We start from the raw sequence: 15,850 nt of genomic DNA, 5'->3' as shown, positions 1-15,850 counted from the left end.
GCCGCAGGACGTTACGTACGACTGCTGGACGTCAGGCGCTGGCGGCGACTTTGAGGTCGGCCTCGGCGCTCTTCTGCCAGGGTGCCTGGAGCTTTTTCCAGCACGGGTTGTTCAGGGTCATGTCCATGTCACGGGCGAAGATGGCGAAGCCGTCGAAGCCGTGGTACGGGCCGGAATAGTCCCAGGAGTGCATCTGCCGGAACGGCACACCCATCTTCTGGAAGATGTACTTTTCCTTGATCCCGGAACCGATCAGGTCGGGCTTGACCTTCTTCACGAACTCTTCGAACTCGTAGCCGGTGACGTCGTCATACAGCAGCGTGGCGCTGCCCATTTCCTTGAGCGTGCGGTCGTAGTCGTCGTTGTGACCGAACTCGTAGCCGGTACCGACCACTTCCATGCCCAGGTCTTCGTAGGCGCCGATCACGTGGCGCGGACGCAGGCCGCCGACGTAGAGCATGACGCGCTTGCCTTCCAGGCGCGGGCGGAACTTGGCGATCACCGCCTGCCATTCCGTCTGGTACTTGGCGATCACCGCTTCGCACTTGGCCTTGATGCTGTCGTCGAAATGCGCGGCGATGGCGCGCAGCGACTCGGCGGTCTTGGTCGGGCCGAAGAAGTTGTACTCCATCCATGGGATGCCGTACTTCTCTTCCATGTGCCGGGAGATGTAGTTCATCGAGCGATAGCAGTGCACCAGGTTGAGCTTGACCTTGGGCGTCAGTTCGATCTCGGACAGGGTGCCGTCGCCGGACCATTGCGCGACGATGCGCAGGCCCATCTCCTCGAGCAGAATGCGCGAGGACCAGGCGTCGCCGCCGATGTTGTAGTCGCCGATGATCGACACGTCATAGGGAGTGGAGGCGAAGCTGCTGTCGTCGTCGCGCTTGTCCAGCACCCAGTCGCGGATGGCGTCGTTGGCGATGTGGTGACCGAGGGACTGCGACACCCCGCGGAAGCCTTCGCAGCGCACCGGCACCACGGTGGTCTCGTGCTCGGCGGCCTTCTTCTTGGCGACCGCCTCGATGTCGTCGCCGATCAGGCCGATCGGGCACTCGGACTGGATCGAGATGCCCTTGTTCAGCGGGAACAGGGTCTCGATCTCGTCGATCAGCTTGGCCAGCTTCTTGTCACCGCCGAAGACGATGTCCTTCTCCTGGAAATCCGAGGTGAAGTTCATGGTGACGAAGGCGTTCACCCCGGTGGTGCCGATGTAGTAGTTGCGCCGGCCGGCCCGCGAGTACTGACCGCAGCCCACCGGCCCATGGGAGATATGGATCATGTCCTTGATCGGCCCCCAGACCACACCCTTGGAGCCGGCGTACGCGCAGCCACGGATGGTCATCAGTCCCGGCTGGGACTTCTTGTTGGAGGTGATGCACTTCTTCGACTGCTCCAGGCTCGGATCATTCGGAGAAAGGTGCTTGGCCCGCTCTTTGCGGGCTTTCTCGGGATAAACTTCCAGGACTTCCTGGATGAGGGATTCCACCTCTTCGCGTGACATACCGGTCATGGGATGACCTCCTCTTGCGTTCATATGCGGGTCACGGATGCCTCGCACCGCACAGCGTGCAGTGCGAGGCTCCGGCAGGGCCAATCTGCCCTGCCCCGTCCTACTGAAACGATGCGATCAGGCCACGGCTTCTTCGGCGGCGGTCTTGCCGACGATGCTCGTGTCCTCTTCATCCATGATGCCGAACTCCATCAACAGGGCCTCGAGCTCGTCCATGGTGATCGGGGTCGGAATCACCATCTTCTTGTTCTCGTAGATCTTGCGAGCCAGCGCGCGGTACTCGTCGGCCTGCTTGGCGTTCGGGTCGTACTCGATCACGGTCATGCGGCGGATTTCGGCGCGCTGCACCACGTTGTCACGCGGCACGAAGTGGATCATCTGGGTGCCCAGCTTGTCGGCCAGGGCCATGATCAGCTCGTCTTCACGGTCGGTTTCGCGACTGTTGCAGATCAAGCCGGCCAGACGCACGCTGCCGGAGTTGGCGTACTTCACGATGCCCTTGGAGATGTTGTTGGCCGCATACATGGCCATCATCTCGCCGGAGCAGACGATGTAGATTTCCTGGGCCTTGTTCTCGCGGATGGGCATGGCGAAGCCGCCACAGACCACGTCACCGAGTACGTCGTAGAAGACGAAGTCCAGTTCGTCGTCATAGGCGCCTTCCTCCTCGAGGAAGTTGATCGCGGTGATCACGCCACGACCGGCACAGCCAACGCCTGGCTCAGGGCCACCGGACTCGACGCACTTGATGCCGCCGTAGCCGGCCTTGAGCACATCTTCCAGCTCGAGGTCTTCCACGGTGCCGGCCTCGGCCGCCATTTCCATGATGGTGTTCTGGGCCTTGGAGTGCAGAATCAGGCGAGTGGAGTCGGCTTTCGGGTCGCAGCCGACGATCATCACTTTTTTGCCCATTTCGGCCAGGGCCGCTACGAGGTTCTGGGTGGTCGTGGATTTGCCAATCCCACCCTTGCCGTAGATAGCGCATTGACGCATTGCCATAATCAATTCCTCAGTTTCGTTTCCACATGAAGTGGGCTATAGGCACGAACAAGCCTGCGCAACAGGACAAGTGCAGTGTTTGTGCCAGCGTTTCAAACGAATCCCAAGCAACTGTTTTTAAAGCAATTATTTGTTATACAGAGCAACAACAAGGCCGTTTGATAGATAACAAATGGCCAACTCTGTCTGTTGCAATGGCGACAACCCAACAAACTTCCAGGCGAAGTCCAGGCCACTTCTCCCAACACATTGATACTGTGGCAAATACGACATTTTGTCGTGAACACGCCCGCCCCTCTGCCCCTGCGTTTTCGATCAATACCCGGTATATCAATGCCTTAACGCGCCGCCAGGGGGTGGCGTGGATATTGCGAAAGGCTCCTGCGAACTCACGTTTTTTCAGCAGGAGAGCCCCGTGAATAACAGCTTGCTCAAGGAGATCCTCGCCCGCCTCGCCGCCGGCGAAATCGTGCCCTACCTGGGCCCCGAGGTCCTGCGCGGCGTGGTCGATCGCCACTCAGGTCAGCCGATCCCGGCCGACAGCGACAGCCTGATCCTGGCCATGACCGGCGGCCAGCCGATGGCGCCGCGGCTGATGTACGAATTCCCGCGCGCCGCCATGCACCTGGAGAACAAGAAGGGCCGCAGCTTCATCGAGCGCTTCCTCACCCAGACCTACGGCGGCGACAACTGGACGCCCTCGCCCTTCCACCAGTGGCTGGCCGACCTGCGCCTGCCCTACGTGATCGACTGCAACCGCGACACCCAGTTGCAGCGCTGCTACGCCGACCGCGCCTACACCCTGATCGTCGGCGCCGCGCGTCTCACTGGCAGCCACTACCGCTTCGATCTGTATCGCTGCGAGGGCGGCCAGTCTCGGCGCATCGAGCAGGCCGAGGTCGATCCGCAACTGCCGGTGCTGTTCAAGCCGCTCGGCACGCCGCTGCCCAAACCCAGCTTCGTCGCCAGCGATGCCGACTTCGTCGACTACATCACCGAGCTGATGGGCGGCTTCGCCGTGCCGGCCTGGATCAAGCAGCAACGTCGCGGCAACAGCTACCTGTTCCTCGGCATGCACTTCAACCGCGACACCGAACGCATGCTGATGAGCGACCTGATCCACGACGCCGCCGACCCTGCCGGCTGGGCCCTGATTGCCGAGCCCAGCGCGAAGGAGCGCAAGGTCTGTCAGCGCAAACGCCTGCAACTGATCGAAGCCGACTGCAGCGAGTTGTTCGCCCTCGCCGCGCCCGACGCCACCCGGGTGGCCTGAACCACTTCACACACCATCAACAACAGGGAGAACCCAACCATGCTGCTGAACACCTATGAAACCCGCAATCTGCTGTGCAACCTGAGTTTCAAAGGCCCGACCAGCCAGGCCGGCATCCATGCCTTCCGTGGCGACCTGGTGCTGGAGGAAGGCGACATCGCCGATGCGTCCGGACGGCGCATGCCACCCAAGGCGGTGATCAAGCAGGCCGTGCTGCTGGCAAACCACGACAAACTGAGCATGGTCGCCGGCGCGCTGATCGACCTGGCTCTGCTGCCGCTGTTTATCGAAGGCTACCGCGGCGACCTGGCCGCAGATGCGAAGGTGCTGTTCTACGTGGAGAACCTCGGCAAGGCCCTGCGCTGCGAACTCGACGGGCTGAGCATGATCCTCCTGCCACACCCCGATGGCGGCGCCGTATGGAACACCCTGATGGCCGACCTGCGCCTGGACAAGGACGACTTCAAGGGCCAGAGCGCCGAAGACAAGGTCATCACCCTCTATCAGGCCCTGGCCGACTACCAGCCGACACTCGCCAGCCTCGGCTACACCGAAGCCCTCGGCTTCACCATCGCCCCGCGCCGCGAGGCCCGCGGCCCGGTCTGACCCGGATGTCCCTTTTCGGCCGATAAGCCACTCCCCCTTGTGCTCCTGGGGGAGTTTCTTTTTGGCAGGCCGTAGGAGCGGCGGGGACGCCTAGTTGCATGCCCGCGAAATGCGTCGTCAGCCCAAAGATCGCGGGCATGTTGCCTTGCCGGAATCGGCGGCGACGTCGCGAAGCGCTATCGATGGGTATCGCTGCGCTCAACACCATCCTACAAAAGCGTGGAAACGCCCAATCCCGTAGGAGCGGGCCATGCCCGCGAAACTCCTCGTCAGTCCAGAGATCGCGGGCATGCAACTAGGCGTCCCCCCCGCCCCTACAATTTATGCGTTTCGGCGCGTTCGACGCGCTTCCCTCATGCGCAGGCCGCGTCGTCCGAGAGGGCGAAGCGCACCCGCTGTTCGGCGGCGATGCCCAGCAGCTTGGCCAGCCAGGGCGGCGGTGCGCTGGCCATCACCTGCTGCAGTTCGGCGAGGATCTCGTCGGCATGGCCGCCGTCGATCTTCTTCATCGGGTAGATGCCGGTCTTGACCACCTTGGCCGCCGCCGGGCCGCCGATGGAGACTACATAGAGCACCTGGCAATCCGCGATCAGCTCGGCGCGGTAGGCGTTCTTGTCCTCGGCGAAGTCCGCTTCGAGGGCCGAGCGGATGGCGACCAGGGCCTTGCCAGTGGGGCTGACCTGATAGATCAGGAAGCGCAGGCAGGAACCGAAGTGGCCGTCCAGGCGCTCGCCATTGTTGGAGGCGATGGCCACGCGGATCGAGCCTTCCGCCAGGCTGTCCAGGGCGACCGGTTGCGGCAGGGCTTCGGTGACGTGCTCGCCCCAGAGGATGCGCACGGCGTCCTTCATGGCCGGCAGGCCGATGCCGATGTCCTCGCCGTCCTCCTCGCCGTCGGCGCTGGCGAAGCCGGTTTTCAGATCGGTGACGGTCACGGTCTGCAGGCTTTCCTCGGTCAGCTCGCCGTCGATCCGCTGATGCAGGATCTCCAGCAGTTGGCCGACACCGATGCCGGGCATGGCCCGGGCGGCCAGGGCAATGCGTAATGCGGTTTCACGGTTCATGTTCACGGGGCTATTCATCGGGGCCTCCTCGGCTACCTAGTCGTCTTCATCATCGTCCTCGTCTTCATCGAGCACCCGCGTGATGCGTTGATAGATCTCCACGCGGTCACCTTCCTGCAACGGACTGTCGAGCTTCACGAACTTGCCGAACACGCCGACCTTCTGCGTGCGCAGGTCGATCTCGGGGCAACAGCGCAACAGGCCGGATTGTTCTATGGCCTGCGCCACCGTGCTGCCATCGGCGACCTGGCAGTTGAGCAACAGCGGCTGGGTGGGCGCGACATACACCACGGCGATTCTCATAAATGCCCTCCTGTCTTACTCCTCGATGGCTTCACGGCAGCACCACCAGCTCGCCATGGGTCTTGATCCGCCGCTCGGCGCGGCGCCGGTCGAGCACCCGTTTGCCGGCCAACAGAAAGCCCAGGGCGATGAAGGCGCCGGGCGGCAGGATGGCCAGGAGAATGCCCTGAAAGCCCGGCAGCACGGTGAGCTCCAGCCACTGGAAATGCACCCCGAGCAGCGACGAGGCCTGGGCGAACAGGGTGCCGCTGCCGAGGATTTCGCGGATGCCGCCGATCAGCACCAGCACCCAGGTGAAGCCGATGCCGCTACCGGCACCATCGAGTATCGAGGGCAGCACCGGGTGCTTCAGGCAGAACGCCTCAGCGCGGCCGAGCACCGCGCAGTTGGTGACGATCAGCGCGATGAACAGGCCGAGCACTTGGTACAGCTCGTGCGTCCAGGCGTTCATCGCCATGTCGATCAGCGTCACCACGCCGGCGATGATGCCGATCATCAACGGGTTGCGGACCTCCGGCGAGATGACATGGCGCAACGACGAGATGATCGCGTTGCTGATGATCAGCACCAGGGTGGTGGCCAGGCCCATGCCCAGGCCGTTGGTGGCGCTGGTGGTGACCGCCAGCGCCGGGCACAGGGCGAGCATCTGCACCAGGGCGACGTTGTAGTCCCACAGGGCATCGGTGAAGTATTGCCAGGGCCGCTTGCCCTGGCGCACGACGATCTGCGCTCCGCCACAGTGGCTCATGGCTGCACCTCCTCAGGTTGTCCGGCCAGCTTGCCGGCGTGGCGGGCGTGCAGCTGCAGCGCCCGGAGAATGCCCTTGACCACCGCGCGCGGGGTGATGGTGGCGCCGGCGAACTGGTCGAACTGGCCGCCGTCCTTCTGCACCGCCCAGCCCGCGAGCGGCGGATTGCCCAGCGACAGGCCGGCGAAACGCGTGATCCAGTCGCTCTTGGCCGCTTCGATCTTGTCGGCCAGGCCGGGAGTCTCCTTGTGGCTGAGCACGCGCACGCCGAGGATCCGCCCCTGGTTGTCCAGCGCGATGAGCTGGACGATCGGCCCGCCATAGCCAAGCGTGCCGACCCGCAGCGCCACGGCCACCAGCTCGCCGCCACGCCGCGCCGGATAGACCTCGACCTCGCCCAGTTCGGCATCCTGCAGGCGGAAGGCCTCGGCCAGCGGGTCGTTGTCGTAGAGCCGCGCCGGCAACACCTGGCGCAGCGTGGCCAGTTGGTCCTCCTGCTGGCGACTGGCGATGGCGTCACGGGTGAAGTGGTCGCCGAGCAGCAGCGCCAAGGCCACCAGGGCGCATACCAGGCCCAGCGACAGCCCCTGGTATGCCACCCGCGAGCGCCAGCGGGCAAGGCGCGAAGCCTCCGCCTCGCGTTCGGGGGGCACCGGCAGATCGGTCTGTTCGCTGTTCATACCTTGTCCACCTCCTTCGCCCGCCGGGTCCAACTGGCGGCGACCAGCGGTTTGCCGCGCGGGTTGCGGCCATAGGCGCGCGGGCGGCAGGTGCGGTCGATCAGCGGGCTCAGCGCATTCATGAACAGCACGGCGAAGGCCACCGCCTCGGGGAAGTTGCCCCAGGTGCGGATCAGGTAGACCAGCAGGCCGCAACCGCCGCCGAAGATCAGCCGTCCGACCCGGCTGACCGGCGAGGTGACCGGATCGGTGGCGATGAACAGCGCGCCCAGCAGCAGGCCGCCGGAACTCAGGTGGTAGAGCGCGCCGGGATAGCGCAGCGGGTCGATCTGCTGGGCCAGCGCGGCCGGCAGCAGCACCGCCAGCAGCATGGCCAGCGGGATCTCCCAGTGGACGATACGCAGCGCCAACAGCCACAGGCCGCCGAGCAGGAGCAGCAGCGTAGAGGTCTCGCCCAGGCTGCCGCCGCTGTAGCCGAGCAGGCTTGGCAACAGGCGGAAGTCGCTGGCGAGGATGTCGCTGGCACTGCGTTGCAGGGTCAGCTGGGTCTTCAGGTTGCCCAGCGCGGTGGCGCCACTCATGCCGTCGAGGGGCGCGGCGCCGGCGAAGGTGATGCGCAGCCCGTCGAGGAAGTCCGGCGTCCCGGCCGCCCCCAGCGGATGCGGCAGCGCCCAGCTGGTCATCTGCAGCGGGAAGGCGATCAGCAGCGCCACCCGCGCCAGCATCGCCGGGTTGAACAGGTTCTGGCCGATGCCGCCGTACAGCTGCTTGCCGATGCCGATGGCGAACACACTGCCGCCGACGCCGACCCACCAGGGCGCCCAGGGCGGCAACGACAACGCCAGCAGCCAGCCGGTCAGCAGCGCCGAGCCGTCCAGCAGACGGCGCAGCGGCTGGCCGAGCAGGTGCAGGCAGACCGCTTCGCTGAGCAATGCCGCAGCGCAGGTGAGCAGCCACAGGTTGATCGCCGGCCAGCCGAACAGATAGAGGCCGAACAGGCTGGCCGGCAGCAGCGCCAGGCAGACGTGCAGCATGAGGCGGTTGACCGTGGAGCGGTCGTGGGCGAACGGCCCGCAGGCCGGCTGATCAGGGGTCATGGTTGCACACTCTCGCTAATTCGCTCGGCGACGGGCTCGGGGATGGACTCGGGGATCGGCGCGGCGCCGGACGCTTCGCCGACCGGCCTGGCCGGCTTGCGCTGCTGCGCCTTGGCCGCCTTGGCTGCCTTGCGCGCGGCCTCCTCCGCCGCCAGGCGGGCGGTGCGGGCCTCGCTGAGCTGCTTGATGTAGTCGTTCTTGCGCGCCGCGTTGCGCCGCTCGTCCTGCTGGCCCATGGCGTACTGGAAGTACTGCACCAGGGGAATGTGCGAGGGGCAGACATAGGCGCAGCAGCCACACAGGATACAGTCGCTCAGGCCGTAGTCGCTGGCCCCGTCGAAGTCGTCGACCCGCGCGTGGGCCGCCATCTGCAGCGGGGTCAGGCCCATCGGGCAGGCATCCACGCAGCGCGCACAGCGGATGCAGGGCGCCGCCTCGCGCTGCGGCAGCTCGTGCGCGGCCAGCGCCAGCAGACCGGTGGCGCCCTTGATCAGCGGCACCCCGGCGGACGGCAGCTGCACCCCCATCATCGGTCCGCCGAGCATCAACTGCCGGGGTTCGCGGGCCAGGCCGCCGCAGGCATCGAACAGCGCCTGCGCCGGGGTGCCGATCAGCGTCTCCAGGTTGCGCGGGCTGGTCACGCAGCTGCCGGCCACGGTCACCACCCGCGAGATCAGCGGCCGGCCATGGCGCAGCGCCTGCTGGATGGCGTACACCGTGCCGACGTTGTGCACCAGCACGCCGACCGCCGTGCTGCGTCCGCCGGCGGGCACCTCGCGGCCGGTGATCTCCTGGATCAGCTGCTTGGCCGAGCCCATCGGATAGCGCGCCGGCACCGCCACCACCTCGATGGCGCCGAAGGGTTCGCTGGCGGCGCGCATGGCGGCCAGGGCCTCCGGCTTGTTGTCCTCGATGGCGATGACGATGCTGTAGGCGCGCAGGATGTGCTGGATCAAGCGGGCACCGTCGACGATCGCCTCGGCGCGCTCGCGCATCAGGCGGTCATCGGTGCTCAGGTAGGGCTCGCACTCGCTGCCGTTGACCAGCACCGTCTTGATCTCGTGACGGGTGCCCTGCTTGAGCTTCACCGCCGCCGGGAAGATCGCCCCGCCGAGGCCGACGATGCCGGCCTGGGCCACCCTCTCGGCCAGAATCAGCGGGGCTACCGCGAAGGGATCGGCCGGGACGTCCAGGTCGATCCAGCGCTCCTCGCCGTCGCACTCGATGACCAGGCCGTTGACCTGCAACCCGGACGGGTGCGGCGCGGGAATCGGCCCGACTTCGACGATTCGCCCGGAGCTGGGTGCATGCAATGGCGCCGACAGTTCCGAGGGCGAGCTGGCCAGCAGCTGGCCCTTGAGCACCCGGTCGCCGACCTTGACCAGCGGCAGGTTTTCCGCCCCGGCATGCTGAAGCAGCGGCAGGTAGAGGCGCGGCGGCAGCGCCAGGGTGCCGATCGGCAGCGCGGCCGAGCGGTCCTTGTGGCCTGCCGGGTGGATGCCACCGCGGATGCGGGCGAGATTGAACATGCGAATGCTCCGTGGTCGGGTCAGGCGGCCTGGGGCTTGGCCCAGCGCCAGTGGTCCAGGGTCGGCTGCTGCGCAGCCATGCCGATGCAGTCCTCCGGGCAGGCCGCCAGGCACTTGCCGCAGCCGGTGCAGGCGTTCGCCAGCACGCTGTGGATCTGGCCGTTGGCACCGACGATGGCGTCGGTCGGGCAGGCCCGGTAGCAACGGGTACAGCCGGTGCATTGCGCAGCGTCGATGCGCGCCAGCAGCGGCGCGCTCATCTGCCCCGCGTCCAGCGCCACGCCGAGCAGTTCGGCGAGCTTCTCGGCCAGGGCCACGCCACCGGGCGGACAACAGGTGACCGCCGCCCGGCCCTCGAGCAAGGCGCTGGCGGCCGGACCGCAGCCGGGGTAGCCGCACTGCCCGCACTGGCTGCCCGGCAGCAGCTGTTCGATCTCCTTCAGCAGCGGGTTGTCGTCGCCGACGGCGAACAGCCGCGCCGCCAGTCCCAGGCCAGCGCCCAGGATCAGCCCCATCGCCGCCAGTGCAAGCGTTGCCACCAGCATGTCGCCCTCCTCGCCGGCCGCTAGCCGGTCATCTCTCAGATCAATCCGCCGAAGCCCATGAAGGTCATCGCCAGCAGGCCGGCGGTGACGAAGGCGATCGGTGGGCCGGCAAAGGCCGCCGGTACGCTCGCCAGGCTCAGGCGTTCGCGCAGGCCGGCGAAGATGACCATGATCAACGTGAAACCGAGCGCCGCACCGAAGCCGAACAGCCCGGCCTGGGTCAGGCTGTGGCCCTCGCGCACGCTGATCAGTGGCACGCCGAGCACGGCGCAATTGGTGGTGATCAACGGCAGGTAGATGCCCAGCGCGCGGTACAGCTTCGGGCTGCTCTTGCGGATCAGCAGCTCGATGAACTGCACCAGGGCGGCGATCACCAGGATGTAGGCGAGGATGCGCAGGAAGCCGATGCCCAGCGGCTGCAACACATAGTGTTCGAGCAACCAGCTGGAGAGGCCGCCGAGGGTCATCACCAGGGTGGTGGCCGCACCCATGCCCAGCGACGGGTCGAGCTTGCCGGACACCCCCATGAACGGACACAAGCCGAGGAAGTGCACCAGCACCACGTTGTTGACCAACACGGTGCCGATCAGAAACAACAGATAATCCATAACGCCCACCTACCTGTTCGCGGAAAGCTGCGCTGCACCCCTCTGGGGCGCTTTGTGCTGTGAGCGTTTTTGCATCAAGCATGCCACGCCCCGGCAGGCCACCGATTCGGCCGCCAGGGCCGGAAAAGCTTGACCCAGGTCAATGGAGCTGCAGAAAAATCCACCGCGCCGCCGCTGTCACTCCAGGCGTTTGTAGCCTTTGCGACAGATCGGCCCAGCCATAACCCCGCGACTGTACGGTTTCATACAGAGAATCCCCTGGCAGGCCGGCAAAACTTCTCTAAAAACGCTTTTTGCTGGGTTTGCCCAGGCGTTTTGGCGGTTTCTGCCGGCGGCACAGTGCTTGCTAAAACCCCATGGCCAGTACGTCTTTTATGCAGTACGCCGTGCGGCAGCTGTGTTCGCGTTCGCTGGATTCCACCGATTGACGAGGCAAGGCGCATGACCCAGGGCAAACCGATTCCCGACACTGAGATGTCAACCGCGCCCGACAGCGATGCAGGGCTGGTCCCGGAGGTGTTTCAGCAAGCGGTGGAACATGCGCCCATGGCCATTTCCATCACCGACCTCAAGGCCAATATTCTTTACGCCAACCGCGCCTTCAGCAGCACCACCGGCTATAGCAGCGCGCAGGTGATCGGCCAGAACGAGTCCATGCTGTCCAACGGCACCACCCCGCGCCTGGTGTATCAGGCCCTGTGGAGCCGCCTGGCGCAGAAGAAGCCCTGGTCCGGGGTGCTGGTCAACCGGCGCCGGGACAGCAGCCTGTATCTGGCCGAGCTGACCGTGGCGCCGGTGCTCGACGAGCACGGCCAGACCATCTACTACCTGGGCATGCACCGCGACACCAGCGACCTGCACGAGCTGGAGCAGCGCGTCAGCAACCAGCGCCTGATGATCGAGGCGGTGTTCAACTCATCCCCCGCCGCCATGGTGGTGCTGGACTGCCAGCGCCGGGTGGTGATGTCCAACCCGAGCTTCTGCCAGCTGGCCGGGGAACTGACCGCCGACGGCTCGGCGGAATGCCTGGTGACGCTGCTGCACGACAACCTCGCCGCGCCCATCGAGGCGCTGGTAAGCCACGGCGCCACCTTCTCCGGCAAGGAAATCTCCTTCGACCTCGGCGGCCGTTCGCCGCGCTGGCTGGCCTGCCACGGCATGGCCATCCACATCGAGGACGAGCGCGCCGATGTGTTCTTCACCCCCGGCGAAGAGCGCTACCTGCTGCTGACCCTCAACGACATCTCCGAGCTGCGGCAGAAGCAGCAGGACTCGCAGCTGCATGCGCTCAAGGCGCTGATGGCCGAGGAGGAACTGCTCGACGGCATGCGCGAGACCTTCAACGGGGCCATCCACCGCCTGCAGGGCCCGGTCAATCTGATCAACGCGGCAACGCGCATGCTCGAACGGCGCCTCGGCGACAAGGCCGAGAACGACCCGGTGCTGGCGGCCATGCGCGAGGCCAGCGCGGCCGGCATGGAAGCCCTGGAAAACCTCGGCGGCTCGATCCCGGTGCGCCTCGCCGAAGCCAAGCTGCCGGTCAACATCAACCAGTTGATCCGTGAAGTCATCACCCTGCGCACCGACTGCCTGTTGGCCCAGGGCATCGTCATCGACTGGCAGCCGGCACTGCGCCTGCCCTGGGTGATGGGCGCGGAAAGCCGCCTGCGCAACATGATCAAGCATCTGATCGACAACGCCATCGAAGCCATGAGCACCAGCCAGATCAGCCTGCGCGAACTGTTCATCAGCACCCGGGTGGAGAACCGCCAGGTGGTGCGCATGGAGATCAGCGACAGCGGCCCGGGGGTTCCCGGCGAACTGGCGCTGAAGGTCTTCCAACCCTTCTTCAGCACCAAACCGCCGCACAAGGCCGCGCGCGGCATGGGCCTGGCCATGGTCCAGGAGATAGTCGCCGAACACGCCGGCACGGTGCATATCGACACCGGCTACCACCCGGGCTGCAGGATGGTGGTGGAACTGCCATTCTCGGCCGCTGGCTGATCCGCAGAGGCCATGCCGATGAATACTTCGCTCGCTCAGCGCCCAGTCGTACCGACCCGGCTGGAGCTCTACAACAGCCAGATCCAGGCCCTGGCGCGGATCGCCCGCATCTTGAGCCGTGAACAGCAGATCGAGGAGATCCTGGCCAAGATTCTCGCCGTGCTGCACAACGAACTCGGCCTGTTGCACGGCCTGGTGTCGATCGGCGATCCAGAGCACGCCAGCCTGCAGGTCGGCGCCATCCACAGCGACGTGGAAGCGGTGATCCGCGCCTGCGAAAGCGTGCGCTACCGCATCGGCGAGGGGGTGCTCGGCAACATCTTCAAGCACGGCAACAGCGTGGTGCTCGGGCGCATCTCGTCGGAGCCGCGCTTTCTCGACCGCCTGGGCCTGTATGACATGGAGATGCCCTTCATCGCCGTGCCGATCAAGACCCATGAAGGCAACACCATCGGCGTGCTCGCCGCACAACCGGACAGCCGCGCCGACGAACTGATGGCCGATCGCGCACGCTTCATGGAGATAGTCGCCAACCTGCTGGCGCAGACCGTGCGCCTGGTGGTGAACATCGAGGACGGCCGTGAGGTGGCCAACGAGCGCGACGAACTGCGCCGCGAGGTACGCGCCAAGTACGGTTTCGAGAACATGGTGGTCGGCCACACCGCGTCCATGCGCCGGGTGTTCGACCAAGTACGGCGAGTGGCCAAGTGGGACAGCACGGTGCTGATCCTCGGCGAATCCGGCACCGGCAAGGAACTGATCGCCAGCGCCATCCACTACAACTCGCCGCGCGCGCACCAGCCGCTGATCCGCCTGAACTGCGCCGCCCTGCCCGAGACCCTGCTCGAGTCGGAGCTGTTCGGCCACGAGAAAGGCGCCTTCACCGGCGCGGTGAAACAGCGCAAGGGGCGCTTCGAGCAGGCCGATGGCGGCACCCTGTTCCTCGACGAGATCGGCGAGATCTCGCCGATGTTCCAGGCCAAGCTGCTGCGCGTGCTGCAGGAAGGCGAGCTGGAGCGGGTCGGCGGCAACCAGACGGTACGGGTCAACGTGCGCATCGTCGCCGCCACCAATCGCGACCTGGAAAGCGAAGTGGAAAAAGGCCAGTTCCGCGAGGATCTCTACTACCGCCTCAACGTCATGGCGATCCGCGTGCCGGCGTTGCGCGAACGCAGCGCCGACATCCCCGACCTGACCGAATTTCTCCTGGACAAGATCGCCCGTCAGCAGGGGCGCAAGTTGAGCATCACCGACAGCGCCATCCGCCTGCTGATGAGCTACCGCTGGCCGGGCAACGTGCGCGAGCTGGAGAACTGCCTGGAACGCTCGGCGATCATGAGCGAAGACGGCAGCATCACCCGCGACGTGGTCTCGCTGACCGGCCTGGACAACGACGCCGTACGCCTGGCCCCGCTGCCGGAGGTCGACCTGGACGACAGCTCCATGGACGACCGCGAACGGGTGATCGCCGCCCTCGAACAGGCCGGTTGGGTGCAGGCCAAGGCCGCGCGCCTGCTGGGCATGACCCCGCGGCAGATCGCCTACCGAGTGCAAACCCTGAACATCCATATGCGCAAGCTCTGATGGGCGCCGCCCCGCGTCGCCCTGCCCCTGCCCCTGCGCCAGCCAGCCGCTGGCGCCTTGTCCAGCCTGCGGGCAACCCCGCGCCAACGCGCCCGACGGCCCCGTGACCGGGCGCGATAACCAGCTCTGGCTGCGGCTCTGGCGCGAACGCAGAACCGATTTCCACCAGCAGGCGGTCAACCCGCTGCTCAGCCGCTTCTGGCCGAGCCTCGGCCTGGCCCCGGGCAGCCGGGTATTCGTGCCGCTGTGCGGCAAGAGCCTGGACATGCTCTGGCTGGTCGAGCAGGGCCATGAGGTGATTGGCGTCGAATTGAGCCCGCTGGCGGTCAAGGCCTTCTTCCGCGAGAACCACCTGCAGCCGGTCAAGCGCCGGCAGGGCCGCTTCACCCTCTGGCAACACGGGTGCCTCACCATCCTCTGCGGCGACTACTTCGCCCTGACCCAGGCCGACCTGGGGCAGATCGACAGCGTCTACGACCGCGCCGCCCTCACCGCCCTGCCGGAAGACCTCCGCAGGCGCTACGTGGCCCAGCTGCGCCTGCTCCTGCCCGCCACCTGCCCCGTCTTCCTGCTGACCATCGAAGACGCAGCAGAACACGCCAGCCTGCAACAAGCCCTGGGCGTGGACCCGGAACTCCAGGCCCTCTACGCGGCGGATTTCGACATCGACCTAGCGCATGTCGAAAGCCTGTTCGAAGCCGATCCCCAGGCCCCCGAGCAGCCGCCGAAACGCGCCGAGTACAAGGTGTACCGCTTGGCTGGGAGGGTGCAAACGCGGTAGCGGTGCTGGGCCTGATGGCGGGTGGCAAAGGCCCATTGGGCTCAGTCGCAACAGACAAAAGCCGGCCAGGAGCGGCCGCTCAGGCCCTGGAAAATAGATCCGTCGCCTTTTCCGCTAAACCGGCTGATCCCAGCGGCTGAAGGCTTCACTGATATGTTCGATCCAGGCGCGCACGGCTGGCAGCATGCCGCGTCTGTGGGTGTATACCGCCTGCAGATTGCCGGTGGGCAGCGCCCAGTCAGGCAGCAGGCGGATCAGCCGGCCGTCGGCCAGTTCATCCAGGCACAGGGGCGCGGGCAGCATGGTAAAGCCCAAGCCGGCCAGGGCTGCGTGCTTGCGTACGCTGAAGTCCTCGATGGCCAGGCGCGCTTCCAGCACGACTTCCTGCACGCGCCCACTGTCATGCTGCAAGCGCAGGTGAATTCTGCGGTCCGCCTCCAGGGCACCCAGGGCAGGCAGCGCTGAGAGGTCTTCAGGCGTGCTGATCTTGGCGTCCCGCAGCAAGGCGGGTGCGGC

At 66.0% G+C, this 15,850-nt stretch carries 16 protein-coding genes; 5 read left to right on the top strand and 11 right to left on the bottom strand.

Annotated elements, in window-relative coordinates; translation table 11 throughout:
• Positions 1–31: 31 nt before the first annotated feature.
• Both nifD and nifH read right to left on the bottom strand, forming a co-directional pair.
• Positions 32–1,513 (bottom strand): nitrogenase molybdenum-iron protein alpha chain, encoded by a 1,482-nt coding sequence (nifD, locus tag G9C89_RS14015; protein ID WP_172148990.1) that lies wholly within the window; start codon positions 1,511–1,513, stop codon positions 32–34.
• Positions 1,514–1,630: 117 nt separating this feature from the next.
• Positions 1,631–2,512 carry a nitrogenase iron protein gene (nifH, locus tag G9C89_RS14010; RefSeq protein ID WP_172148988.1) on the bottom strand — a complete coding sequence of 294 codons (882 nt, stop codon included), beginning with the start codon at positions 2,510–2,512 and terminating at the stop codon, positions 1,631–1,633.
• Positions 2,513–2,927: 415 nt separating this feature from the next.
• Between nifH and G9C89_RS14005 the strand changes: the two genes are divergently transcribed.
• Together G9C89_RS14005 and G9C89_RS14000 are read left to right on the top strand one after the other, a co-directional pair.
• A complete protein-coding gene (locus G9C89_RS14005) occupies positions 2,928–3,785 on the top strand; it encodes an SIR2 family protein (protein WP_172148986.1) in 858 nt (285 codons plus the stop codon).
• A 39-nt stretch (positions 3,786–3,824) separates the two neighbouring features.
• Complete coding sequence (locus G9C89_RS14000) at positions 3,825–4,391, top strand: hypothetical protein (protein WP_172148984.1); 567 nt, start codon at positions 3,825–3,827, stop codon at positions 4,389–4,391.
• 353 nt (positions 4,392–4,744) lie between these two features.
• On the opposite strand, the gene G9C89_RS13995 is transcribed toward G9C89_RS14000, so the two are convergent.
• The 8 genes from G9C89_RS13995 to rsxA are packed head-to-tail and all read right to left on the bottom strand — an operon-like array spanning position 4,745 to position 10,965.
• Positions 4,745–5,473 carry a dinitrogenase iron-molybdenum cofactor biosynthesis protein gene (locus G9C89_RS13995; protein WP_172148982.1) on the bottom strand — a complete coding sequence of 243 codons (729 nt, stop codon included), beginning with the start codon at positions 5,471–5,473 and terminating at the stop codon, positions 4,745–4,747.
• A gap of 18 nt (positions 5,474–5,491) precedes the next feature.
• Positions 5,492–5,758 (bottom strand): RnfH family protein, encoded by a 267-nt coding sequence (locus G9C89_RS13990; protein WP_172148980.1) that lies wholly within the window; start codon positions 5,756–5,758, stop codon positions 5,492–5,494.
• Positions 5,759–5,789: 31 nt separating this feature from the next.
• The gene (locus tag G9C89_RS13985) at positions 5,790–6,506 is read right to left on the bottom strand and encodes an electron transport complex subunit E (RefSeq protein WP_172148977.1); all 717 of its coding nucleotides are present in this window, start codon (positions 6,504–6,506) and stop codon (positions 5,790–5,792) included.
• Complete coding sequence (gene rsxG, locus G9C89_RS13980) at positions 6,503–7,186, bottom strand: electron transport complex subunit RsxG (protein WP_172148975.1); 684 nt, start codon at positions 7,184–7,186, stop codon at positions 6,503–6,505. Before rsxG ends, G9C89_RS13985 begins: the two co-directional genes overlap by 4 nt.
• Positions 7,183–8,283, bottom strand: a complete 1,101-nt coding sequence (locus G9C89_RS13975) for an RnfABCDGE type electron transport complex subunit D (RefSeq protein ID WP_172148972.1) — start codon at positions 8,281–8,283, stop codon at positions 7,183–7,185. Before G9C89_RS13975 ends, rsxG begins: the two co-directional genes overlap by 4 nt.
• Entirely contained in the window at positions 8,280–9,812 is a 1,533-nt protein-coding gene (gene rsxC, locus G9C89_RS13970) for an electron transport complex subunit RsxC (RefSeq protein WP_172148970.1), read from the bottom strand. The genes G9C89_RS13975 and rsxC overlap by 4 nt, the downstream gene beginning before the upstream one ends.
• 20 nt (positions 9,813–9,832) lie before the next feature.
• Positions 9,833–10,357: an RnfABCDGE type electron transport complex subunit B gene (locus G9C89_RS13965; protein ID WP_172148968.1), complete on the bottom strand. Its 525-nt coding sequence runs from the start codon at positions 10,355–10,357 to the stop codon at positions 9,833–9,835.
• 35 nt (positions 10,358–10,392) lie between these two features.
• Positions 10,393–10,965: an electron transport complex subunit RsxA gene (gene rsxA, locus G9C89_RS13960; protein ID WP_172148966.1), complete on the bottom strand. Its 573-nt coding sequence runs from the start codon at positions 10,963–10,965 to the stop codon at positions 10,393–10,395.
• 441 nt (positions 10,966–11,406) lie between these two features.
• Here rsxA and nifL point away from each other — a divergent pair, with 441 nt between their 5' ends.
• The 3 genes from nifL to G9C89_RS13945 all read left to right on the top strand — a co-directional run bounded on the left by nifL (position 11,407) and on the right by G9C89_RS13945 (position 15,334).
• Positions 11,407–12,969 carry a nitrogen fixation negative regulator NifL gene (nifL, locus tag G9C89_RS13955; protein ID WP_172148964.1) on the top strand — a complete coding sequence of 521 codons (1,563 nt, stop codon included), beginning with the start codon at positions 11,407–11,409 and terminating at the stop codon, positions 12,967–12,969.
• A gap of 18 nt (positions 12,970–12,987) precedes the next feature.
• A complete protein-coding gene (gene nifA, locus G9C89_RS13950; protein ID WP_172148962.1) occupies positions 12,988–14,553 on the top strand; it encodes a nif-specific transcriptional activator NifA in 1,566 nt (521 codons plus the stop codon).
• 103 nt (positions 14,554–14,656) lie between these two features.
• Positions 14,657–15,334, top strand: coding sequence for a thiopurine S-methyltransferase (locus G9C89_RS13945; protein ID WP_172148960.1), 678 nt, complete (start codon positions 14,657–14,659; stop codon positions 15,332–15,334).
• Positions 15,335–15,448: 114 nt separating this feature from the next.
• On the opposite strand, the gene G9C89_RS13940 is transcribed toward G9C89_RS13945, so the two are convergent.
• A partial coding sequence (locus G9C89_RS13940; protein WP_256674190.1) for a LysR substrate-binding domain-containing protein occupies positions 15,449–15,850 on the bottom strand: 402 nt, incomplete at its 5' end.

Origin of the sequence: Pseudomonas tumuqii (assembly GCF_013184545.1) — a bacterium.
GTDB classification, from domain to species: domain Bacteria; phylum Pseudomonadota; class Gammaproteobacteria; order Pseudomonadales; family Pseudomonadaceae; genus Aquipseudomonas; species Aquipseudomonas tumuqii.
Note: the sequence above shows the minus strand (reverse complement) of the source record. Positions and strands in the feature narration are given on the sequence as shown.

What these genes read in the sequence shown, in the direction of transcription:
- nifD (WP_172148990.1), bottom strand. Translation starts at nt 1,513, where the DNA reads ATGACCGGTATGTCACGCGAAGAGGTGGAATCCCTCATCCAGGAAGTC.
- nifH (WP_172148988.1), bottom strand. Translation starts at nt 2,512, where the DNA reads ATGGCAATGCGTCAATGCGCTATCTACGGCAAGGGTGGGATTGGCAAA.
- G9C89_RS14000 (WP_172148984.1), top strand. Translation starts at nt 3,825, where the DNA reads ATGCTGCTGAACACCTATGAAACCCGCAATCTGCTGTGCAACCTGAGT.
- G9C89_RS13995 (WP_172148982.1), bottom strand. Translation starts at nt 5,473, where the DNA reads ATGAATAGCCCCGTGAACATGAACCGTGAAACCGCATTACGCATTGCC.
- G9C89_RS13990 (WP_172148980.1), bottom strand. Translation starts at nt 5,758, where the DNA reads ATGAGAATCGCCGTGGTGTATGTCGCGCCCACCCAGCCGCTGTTGCTC.
- G9C89_RS13985 (WP_172148977.1), bottom strand. Translation starts at nt 6,506, where the DNA reads ATGAGCCACTGTGGCGGAGCGCAGATCGTCGTGCGCCAGGGCAAGCGG.
- rsxG (WP_172148975.1), bottom strand. Translation starts at nt 7,186, where the DNA reads ATGAACAGCGAACAGACCGATCTGCCGGTGCCCCCCGAACGCGAGGCG.
- G9C89_RS13975 (WP_172148972.1), bottom strand. Translation starts at nt 8,283, where the DNA reads ATGACCCCTGATCAGCCGGCCTGCGGGCCGTTCGCCCACGACCGCTCC.
- rsxC (WP_172148970.1), bottom strand. Translation starts at nt 9,812, where the DNA reads ATGTTCAATCTCGCCCGCATCCGCGGTGGCATCCACCCGGCAGGCCAC.
- G9C89_RS13965 (WP_172148968.1), bottom strand. Translation starts at nt 10,357, where the DNA reads ATGCTGGTGGCAACGCTTGCACTGGCGGCGATGGGGCTGATCCTGGGC.
- rsxA (WP_172148966.1), bottom strand. Translation starts at nt 10,965, where the DNA reads ATGGATTATCTGTTGTTTCTGATCGGCACCGTGTTGGTCAACAACGTG.
- nifL (WP_172148964.1), top strand. Translation starts at nt 11,407, where the DNA reads ATGACCCAGGGCAAACCGATTCCCGACACTGAGATGTCAACCGCGCCC.
- nifA (WP_172148962.1), top strand. Translation starts at nt 12,988, where the DNA reads ATGAATACTTCGCTCGCTCAGCGCCCAGTCGTACCGACCCGGCTGGAG.